The following is an 8,934-nucleotide window of genomic DNA, read 5'->3' as shown; positions in this document are numbered from 1 at the left end:
TGGAGCGCCCTCGTGAATCTCTGGGTTGCCGGCCAGGTCGAGGCTTTCCGCTTGCTTGCCGGCAAGGCCGTCGCACGCTGGGTCGGCGTCGAGATGGCAATCCGCGAGCGGGGGCCGTCCGGCCTGCCCCAGTTCGAGGACGCGTCCATCCCATTCCTGCAACTGCTCGATCTCTACGCCGAATTCGGAGATGCCGTCGTCCGAGTAGGCACCTACCAGAATGACGATGCCTGGGGGCTCAGGCTTGATGGCGTGCGGACGATCCCGGATTGGCCCACGGAGGAGGGTAGCATCTCTCGCATACGCCACCTCGCCGAGTTGCCGGCCGGCCTGATCATGGGGGTGGATTCTGTCCTGGACGCGTCGGGCGATCTCGTCGAGCTCACGCTCCGACTTGCCGCCGGCTCCCTCGTCATACGGGCCGGTGAGGTCTATGAGGAGCCGGGTGGCGAGTTCTGTGTCGTTCATCCCGACGAAAGCGTCCTCGCGTCGGTCGTGCTTGGAAGCGGCCGGGGGGCACTGGCGAATGAAAAGTGCTGATGTCCGGGTGTCACTGGCTCAGCCAGTGCTCCGGTTCGGCCCGGCATTGGGAGAGCAGTTGCAAGGCCTTCAGCTCCGGGTTCAGCGGCCGGGAGGCACGGGTTCTGCCGGTGCCGATCGGACGGGGAGCACTGGCAGAGCCAGTGGCACACGGTCAGGGGGCACGATGTCGGGTGCTACAGGCTTGGCAAGCGTCGAATGGTGCAAATCGGAGGAGGAGCAGTGGCAGTGCCGGTGGCACACGGTCAGGGAGGATGGGAGCGGGTGTCACTGACTTGGCCAATGTCGAATGGTACGATCGGAGATCGAGCACGGGTCAAGCCAGCGGGGAGCGAGGGGGGGCGGCGGTGGAACGGGAGCGAGCGGGCATGGCTCATCGGAAGAAGGTGCGGCATGTCCACGAACCGGGACACCTGCATGAGTTGACCTTCTCGTGCTACCGACGTTTGCCCTTGTTGACCAACGATGCCTGGCGGGAGCGATTGGCCCGGTGCCTGGACGAGGCCAATCGGGAGGCGGAAATCGAACTGGTCGCGTTCGTGTTCATGCCCGAACACCTCCATCTCCTGGTTCATCTCACCGATCCGGCCCGGTCGATCAGCCGATACCTGGCCCGGGTCAAGCAGCCGTTCTCGAAGCAGATCAAAGACATCCTGATCCGACATCAATCCCATTTGCCGCGGGACCTGACGGTCCGGGAACGGCCGGGCAAGACCTGCTTTCGATTCTGGCAGGAGGGCTCGGGATTCGACCGGAACCTCTTTTCTCCCGTGGCGATTCAGGCCAGCCTGGATTACATCCACAACAATCCTGTGAAGCGAGGGCTGTGCCAGCGTGCCGTGGACTGGAAGTGGTCTTCCGCGCGATTCTATCTGGGCGATCTGCCGTCTCGGCAAGATGCCTCATTGCCATGGGTTCATGGCTTACCTGGGGATGCTCTCTCATAACATCGTTGGTTGAGGACCGGCACGGCCGAGGACTGAGGGCCGATGGTATTGATGGTTCCGATCGGCTGGGGAACACTGGCAGAGCCAGTGGCACACGGTCAGGAAGCACGATCGTCGGGTGCCAGTGGCTTGGCCAGTGTCGAATTGTACCACTCGGACGGGGAGCACTGGCGGAGCCACTGGCACACGGCGAATGTACTGATGTTCGGGTGCCACTGGCTCCGCCAGTGCAGGGCCGAACCAGAGCACTGGCAAAGTCAGTGGCACCCAGCGTCGCAGCTCCAGGTTCGGCGGACGGAAGGCACTGGGGCTGCCGGTGCCAATCGACGGGGAGCACTGGCAGAGCCAGTGGCACCCGAGCGAAGAGGATGAAGGATTCAAGGCAAGATCATGTGTCTGTGATAGGAAGACGAGGACGGGTCGGGAAGATCAGGGAGTTTTCCCCAGGAGGCCGAGGCGGGCGAAGTTGAGGGCGTGCTTGGCGGAGCGGCTCTGGATGACGGGGCGGGGCTGCTCGGAGCCGAGGGAGAGGCGGCGGTGGGTGGTGTGGTCGTCGAGGGAGAGGCCGAGGTGGACGAGGCCGATAGGTTTGTCGGGGGAGCCGCCGGTGGGGCCGGCGACGCCGGTGACGGAGAGGCCGACGTCGGTGCCGAAGCGGCGGCGGACGCCGACGGCCATGGCCTCGGCGACCTCGGCGCTGACGGCGCCGACGGAGTCGATCAGGTCGGCGGGGACATCAAGCAAGTCGGTCTTGGCCTCGTTGGCGTAGGAGACGATGCCGCCGGGGAAGACGGGGCCGACGCCGGGGATTCGGGTCAGGCGGTGGGCGATCAGGCCGCCGGTGCAGGACTCGGCGACGGCGATCGTCTTGTTCCGGTCGTGCAAAAGGGCGATGACGGCCTCGGCCACGTCGTCGGTCCCCTCGCCGACGATCAGGTCGCCGAAGCGCTCGTAGATGGCGTCGATGGTCGGCTGCATGGCGGCGAGGGCGTCGGCCTCGTCGACCCCCTCGGCGCGGATGCGGAAGCTGATGGTGGCGTCGGAGGCGGTGATGCCGACCTCGGGGACGCGGCCGCGGGCGGTGAGGTCGGGGGCCTGGGCCTCGACCTCGGACTCGCCGAGGCCGAACAGGTTGATCACCCGGTTGACGATCACCCGGCCGCCGAGGCCGACGGCGCGGAGGCGGGGGACGAGTTCCTCGTCGAACATCGCCTTCAGCTCCCGGGGGACGCCGGGGAGGCAGGCGACGTGGGCGATGCCGGTCTTCATCCAGATGCCCGGGGCGGTGCCGATCGGGTTCGGCAGGATCGAGGAGCCTTCGGGGATGAGGGCCTGGATGCGGTTGCGGTCGGGCATCTCTCGGTCGCGGCGGGCGAAGAGGGCCTCGATCATGGCGAGGGCCCGGTCGTCCTGCACGAGGCCGACCCCGGCGGCCTTGGCGAGGGCGTCGCGGGTCAGGTCGTCCTGGGTCGGGCCGAGGCCGCCGCTGGTGACGACCAGATCCGACCGGGAGATGGCCAGGGCGAAGGCGGCGACGTTGTCGTCGAGGGTGTCGCCCAGGAGGGTCGAGAAGCGGACCGGGATGCCCTGCGCGGCGAGGCGGTCGCAGAGCCACTGGCCGTTGGTGTCGAGCTTCGCGCCGCTGATCAGCTCGCTTCCGATCATGAGGAGTTCGGCATGCATGGAGGTTAGGCTCGGAGGGTCATAATGGGGGTTGGAGAGGTGGTCCCGGGGGTCCGAGACGCCCGGCCCTGGGGCATTGCCCCCGGCGATGGATCACGGATCATGCAAATCCCGGGGCGCGATCGGGCCGCGAGCGTGACGGCCGCGGTCCGATCGCGCCGGACGAGCGGCGGGCGTCGGCCGGGCCCGGGCGAGGGCCGGCGGGGGTGCTCAAGGCGGGCAATCGGGGGGGAGGGGGCAAGCAGTGGGCCGGGGCCTCGACGCGCGAACAGGACACGCACGCTCTCACGCAATGATCGGCCCGGACGGTGGGTCTGGGGGGGCTGAGGGGATGTCGACGGAGGCTTCACGAGAATTTCCCGGAGGGGGAGCGAGGGGGATTTCCCAAGGTTTTCGGGGGAAAGTCGGTGAACCGGGGGGGAGGTCGGGGGTGTCGCAGGGTAACGAGGTTGCGAAGGGGCGTGGACATCGTGTCATAATAGTATGGCGACCCGAAGGGGTCGACTGCCCTGCGTCCGCCCAGCCTCGGGAGTGTCGGGCCCCGGTAGCTTCGGGAGCCGACCGCGTTTCGTCCCACAGACCCGGTCCCGCCGAGTCGGGGGAGGCCCACCCAAGATGAGCGCCGCCGTCCTTGATCGCCCGACCTTGGTCCTGAACCGGAACTGGCAGCCGGTGAATGTGGCCTCGGTCTCTCGGGCATTGGTGATGCTGTGGAACGAGTCGGCCCGCGTCGTCGACCCCGACGATTTCCGACTCTATGAGTGGGCCGACTGGGCCCGGTTGAAACCTCGGGACGACGAGCCGTTCATCCAGGCCGTGACGTTCCGCATGCGCGTGCCGGAGGTCGTGACGCTGTCGCATTACGACCGGTACCGCGAGTCGACGGTGACCTTCAGCCGTCGGAATATCTTCAAGCGCGACCACTCGACTTGCCAGTACTGCGGGTCTCGGCCGGGGTCGTCGGAACTGACGATCGACCACGTGCTGCCGAGGGCGCAGGGCGGGGTGTCGTCGTGGGAGAATTGCGTGCTGGCCTGCGTGGCCTGCAATTCCCGGAAAGCCAACCGCACGCCCGAGCAGGCGCAGATGAGGCTCCGCAAGAAGCCGTTCCGGCCCGAGTGGAGACCCTTGTATGCCTATTCGACGATGCGGATCGAGAGCTGGTCGCGCTTCGTGAGCGAGGCGTACTGGAACGTGGCCCTCGACGAGGGCGAGTGATCCTTCCTGATGGGCCTCGCGCCCGGGGTCATGCAAGACCCGGGGCGCGAGGCCCGAAGCCAATTGTCATCCGGGACGACGCGGCGGGGCGAGCGGATTGCCGACGAAGGGCGATTGCCTCGCCGGGGGTCGTCCCCAGGGACCCGGTCCATCCATGAATTATCTGGTCACCGGCGGCGCCGGGTTCATCGGCAGCCACCTTTGCGAGCGACTGCTCGATGACGGTCATGCGGTGCTGGCGCTCGACGACCTGAGCACCGGCCGCTTCTCCAACGTGGCGCACCTGGAAGGGCGCCCCGGGTTCGAGCTTCGGGTGGCGAGCGTGACCGACCCGGGGGTGGTCGAACGCTGCGTGACCGAGAGCCAGGCGGTGTTCCATCTGGCCAGCGCGGTCGGGGTCCGCCTCGTGGTGGACGAACCGGTCAGGACGATTGAGACGATTGTCAATGGGACCGATGTCTTGTTGCGGTGCTGCGCCCGGTATCGGCGGCCGATGCTGCTGACCTCGACCAGCGAGGTGTACGGCAAGAGCGAGCGGATCCCGTTCCGGGAGGAGGACGACGTGGTGCTCGGGCCGAGCACCACGCGGCGCTGGGCGTATGCCGGGGCGAAGCTGCTCGACGAGTTCCTGGCGCTGGCCCACTGGCACGAGGCGCGGTTGCCGGTGGTGGTGGCTCGCTTGTTCAACACGGTCGGGCCGAGGCAGACGGGGCGGTACGGGATGGTGATCCCCCGGTTCATGGCGCAGGGGATGGCCGGCGAGCCCTTGACGGTGTACGGCGACGGCCGGCAGACGCGGTGCTTCGCCCACGTGAAGGACGTGGTCGAGGCGCTGGTGCGGTTGATCCACCACCCCGAGGCGCGGGGGCAGGTGTTCAACGTCGGCAACGATGAGGAAGTGTCGATTCTGGGGTTGGCCGAGCGAATCCGCGACTTGACCGGCGGGCGGAGCGAGATCCGGACGATCCCTTATGACGAGGCGTACACGTCGGGCTTCGAGGACATGGTGCGGCGGGTGCCGAGCCTGGAGAAGATCGGGCGGTTGATCGGGTATGCCCCGACCCGGGATCTAGGGCAGATCCTCGCCGACGTGCGGGCCGAGGCGGAGCGGCCGAGGGGGCCGATCGAGTAGGACGCGGTGGTGGAGGGGACGCCCGGCACGCGATGGGCTAGTGAGGAGGCGCAGGACTGGGTGGCGAACGCAGGGACCCCTCACCCCGGCCCTCTCCCCGCGGGCGGGGAGAGGGAGAAGATCGCGGCTCATGGCGCGGAATGCAATCATATCTGCAACCCTCTCCCCGCGGGCGGGGGGAGGGGGAAGGGAGCGGTGAGAGGGTTCAGCCGCCGGAGACGACGAAGTTGACGAGCTTGCCGGGGACGATGATGGCCTTGCGGATGGTCTGGCCTTCGAGGAGGGAGGCGATCTTCGCGTCGGAGCGGGCGAGGGATTCGAGGGCGGCCTTGTCGGCCTGGGCGGGGACGACGAGGCGGGTTTTGATCTTGCCGTTGATCTGGACGGGGATCTCGACCTCGGTGTCGACGAGGAGGGCGGGGTCGAATGTGGGCCAGGGCTCGTAAGAGAGCGTCTGGTCGTGGCCGAGGACCTGCCAGAGTTCCTCGCCGAGGTGGGGGGCCATGGGGGCGAGCAGGAGGGTGAAGGTCTCCATCGCGCCTTTCGGGCGGACGTCGCGGCCGGTGAAGACGTTGACGAACTCCATGAGCTTGCTGATTGCGGTGTTGAAGCGCATGGCGTCGAGGTCGTCGGTCACGCCGGCGACGGCGCGGGCGACGACCTTGGCGGCCTCGGGGTCGAGCGGGACGTCCTGGACCTGGGGGGCGAGTCGGATGTCGTCGGCCTTGTCGTCGACGATCATCCGCCAGGCGCGGGCGAGGAAGCGGTAGACGCCCTCGACCCCCTTCATGCTCCAGGGCTTGGTGGCCTCAAGCGGACCCATGAACATTTCGTAGAGTCGGAGACTGTCGGCCCCGTAGTCGGCGATGACCTCGTCGGGGTTGATGACGTTGCCGCGGCTCTTGGACATCTTGTGGGCACGGGCAAACACGAAGACATTTTTACACCCTTTTCTCACATAGTGATTTCCCTGCTTTTCGACCTGATTCTCAGTTAATTTTACCTCCCTCAATGAAACAAAAGGATGCAATGGCCAAGGATTTTTCACTTCTACTTTTGATTCACCAATGACTACTTGGTCAGCTTCGATCTCGATATATCCTCCTTCCATACGTTCGACCATATAACATGAAACCGGTCGTCCATTTTCATCCTCAAAACCAGTAAATTCGATCTCTCCGAGGATCATCCCTTGATTAACAAGGCGTTGAAACGGCTCGGCTGTGGAGACGAGACCGCGATCGAAGAGGACCTTGTGCCAGAAGCGGGAGTAAAGAAGGTGGAGCACGGCGTGCTCGGCGCCGCCGACGTAGAGGTCGACGGGCATCCAGTAGCGTTCTTTCTCGGGATCCCAAGGTTGCCTGGTATTCTTCGGGTCAATGTAGCGGAGGTAGTACCAGCACGAGCCGGCCCACTGCGGCATCGTGTTAGTTTCACGGATGTAAGCATCCGAATACTTCACCCATTCAGTCGCCTTTGCGAGCGGTGGCTCGGGCTGACCAGTAGAAGAAGGGCGATAATCATCTACCTCGGGGAGTCGGACAGGGAGCTCCGACTCATCGACGGCGTGGTGTTTTTCGTCACGATCGAGAAGGATGGGGAACGGCTCTCCCCAGTACCGCTGACGGGAAAAGAGCCAATCTCGAAGTTTGTAGTTGGCAGCCTTTTTTCCAAACCCGTTGGTGTCAAGCCACCTAATTATCCGAACCTTGGCATCGGGTGTGGCCATACCGTTGAGGACAAGATCGGGATTACTAGAATTAACCGCAATACCATCCACGTCAATGGAAGCACCTAAATTCTCTGAGCGGCTCAGAATTAGCTCTTTCATCTGATTGATTTTCTGATTCATAACATCAGGATGACCTCGATGTTTCGCAATCAAAGGATGAGTCAGAAACCATTCGTCTGTCGGCATCACGACGGGGCGGATGGGGAGATCGAATGTCTTCGCGAATTCGAAGTCGCGTTCGTCGTGGGCGGGGACGGCCATGATGGCGCCGGTGCCGTAGCCCATCAACACATAATCGGCGATCCAGACGGGGACCGGCTCGCCGTTGGCGGGGTTGACGGCGAAGCCGCCGGTGGAGACGCCGGTCTTGGTCTTGGCGAGGTCGGTGCGGTCGAGGTCGCTCTTGCCGGCGGCCTGGCGGCGATAGGAGGCGACGGCGTCGCGTTGCTCGGGGGTGGTGAGGCGGTCGACGAGCGGGTGCTCGGGGGCGAGGACCATGTATGTCGCGCCGAAGAGGGTGTCGGGGCGGGTCGTGTAGACGCGGATCACGTCGTCGGGGGCGGATTCGGGCCAGCCGGAGGCGGAGCGGGCCTGCCGCCAGTTGTCGAAGTCGCCGCCGCGCTTGATCTTGAAGTCGACCTCGGCCCCCTCGGAGCGGCCGACCCAGTTGCGCTGCATGTCCTTGATGGCGCGGGGCCAGTCGACGATCTCGAGATCCTCGATCAGGCGGTCGCCGTAGGCGGTGATGCGGAGCATCCACTGCTTCAACGGCATCCGGACGACGGGGTGATTGCCGCGCTCGGACTTGCCGTCGATGACCTCTTCATTGGCGAGCACGGTGCCGAGGGCGGGGCACCAGTTGACGGGGACCTCGGCGCGGTAGGCGAGGCGCTTGCTGTCTCGATAGGCGTCGGGGTCGGGGCAGGCGTCGGGGAGGGGGAGTTCGGCGATCGGTCGCCCCTTGCCGACGCGGGAGCGGCCCTCGGGGTCGGTCCAGGAGAAGTCGGGGTCGTACCAGGTGTCGTAGAGTTGCAGGAAGATCCACTGGGTCCACTTGTAGTAGTCGGGGTCGGTGGTGTCGACCTCGCGGGACCAGTCGTAGGAGAAGCCGAGCGCCTTGATCTGACGTCGGAAGGTGTCGATGTTTTTCTGGGTGGTGATGCGGGGGTGGGTGCCGGTCTGGATGGCGTACTGCTCGGCGGGCAGGCCGAAGGCGTCCCAGCCCATCGGGTGCAGGACGTTGAAGCCGCGCATACGCTTGTAGCGGCAGAGGATGTCGGTGGCGGTGTACCCCTCGGGGTGGCCGACGTGCAGGCCGGCGCCGGAGGGATACGGGAACATGTCGAGGATGTAGAGCTTCGGCTGATCGGGGACGAGGTCGGCGACGCGGAAGGTCTCGTTCGCGTCCCAGAAGGCTTGCCACTTCGACTCGATACGCTGGGGGTGGTAGGCCGGCATCGACCGCGGTCTCCTGGGCGATCTGATCGCGAGAAAAATTTCGGCCGGGGTCGCGTTCTGCGGGATGCGCGGGTCGGGCCGATCGTCCGGGCGGGGGGACTCAATCGAATCCCCTAGCATAACGCCCGGAGGGCCCCGCGACCAGCGAGGCGAGGGGAGATCGGTCGGGCTGGAGGGGTCGTGCCGGTTGTGAGGGGAAATGCTTGGAAGGGTTTGCAAGAGTT

General features: G+C 65.6%; 6 protein-coding genes. 4 read left to right on the top strand and 2 right to left on the bottom strand.

The features are described from left to right. Together AB1L88_RS18405 and AB1L88_RS18400 are read left to right on the top strand one after the other, a co-directional pair. Positions 1 to 540, top strand: a 540-nt coding sequence (locus tag AB1L88_RS18405) for a hypothetical protein (RefSeq protein ID WP_367098147.1), incomplete at its 5' end; no start/stop codon positions are given. Between the two features lie 368 nt (positions 541 to 908). Next, positions 909 to 1,487 (top strand): transposase, encoded by a 579-nt coding sequence (locus AB1L88_RS18400; RefSeq protein WP_367098146.1) that lies wholly within the window; start codon positions 909 to 911, stop codon positions 1,485 to 1,487. Positions 1,488 to 1,916: 429 nt separating this feature from the next. On the opposite strand, the gene AB1L88_RS18395 is transcribed toward AB1L88_RS18400, so the two are convergent. Then, positions 1,917 to 3,170: a competence/damage-inducible protein A gene (locus tag AB1L88_RS18395; RefSeq protein WP_367098145.1), complete on the bottom strand. Its 1,254-nt coding sequence runs from the start codon at positions 3,168 to 3,170 to the stop codon at positions 1,917 to 1,919. A 615-nt stretch (positions 3,171 to 3,785) separates the two neighbouring features. On the opposite strand from AB1L88_RS18395, the gene AB1L88_RS18390 reads away from it, so the two are divergent. Together AB1L88_RS18390 and AB1L88_RS18385 are read left to right on the top strand one after the other, a co-directional pair. Next, a complete protein-coding gene (locus tag AB1L88_RS18390; protein WP_367098144.1) occupies positions 3,786 to 4,388 on the top strand; it encodes an HNH endonuclease in 603 nt (200 codons plus the stop codon). Between the two features lie 154 nt (positions 4,389 to 4,542). Further along, the gene (locus AB1L88_RS18385; RefSeq protein WP_367098143.1) at positions 4,543 to 5,520 is read left to right on the top strand and encodes an NAD-dependent epimerase/dehydratase family protein; all 978 of its coding nucleotides are present in this window, start codon (positions 4,543 to 4,545) and stop codon (positions 5,518 to 5,520) included. A 205-nt stretch (positions 5,521 to 5,725) separates the two neighbouring features. Here AB1L88_RS18385 and leuS read toward each other — a convergent pair whose 3' ends face one another. Next, positions 5,726 to 8,710 (bottom strand): leucine--tRNA ligase, encoded by a 2,985-nt coding sequence (gene leuS / locus AB1L88_RS18380; RefSeq protein ID WP_367098142.1) that lies wholly within the window; start codon positions 8,708 to 8,710, stop codon positions 5,726 to 5,728. Between the last annotated feature and the right edge of the window lie 224 nt (positions 8,711 to 8,934).

It is taken from the genome of Tautonia sp. JC769 (assembly GCF_040717455.1).
In the GTDB taxonomy this organism is placed as follows: domain Bacteria; phylum Planctomycetota; class Planctomycetia; order Isosphaerales; family Isosphaeraceae; genus Tautonia.
Note: the sequence above shows the minus strand (reverse complement) of the source record. Positions and strands in the feature narration are given on the sequence as shown.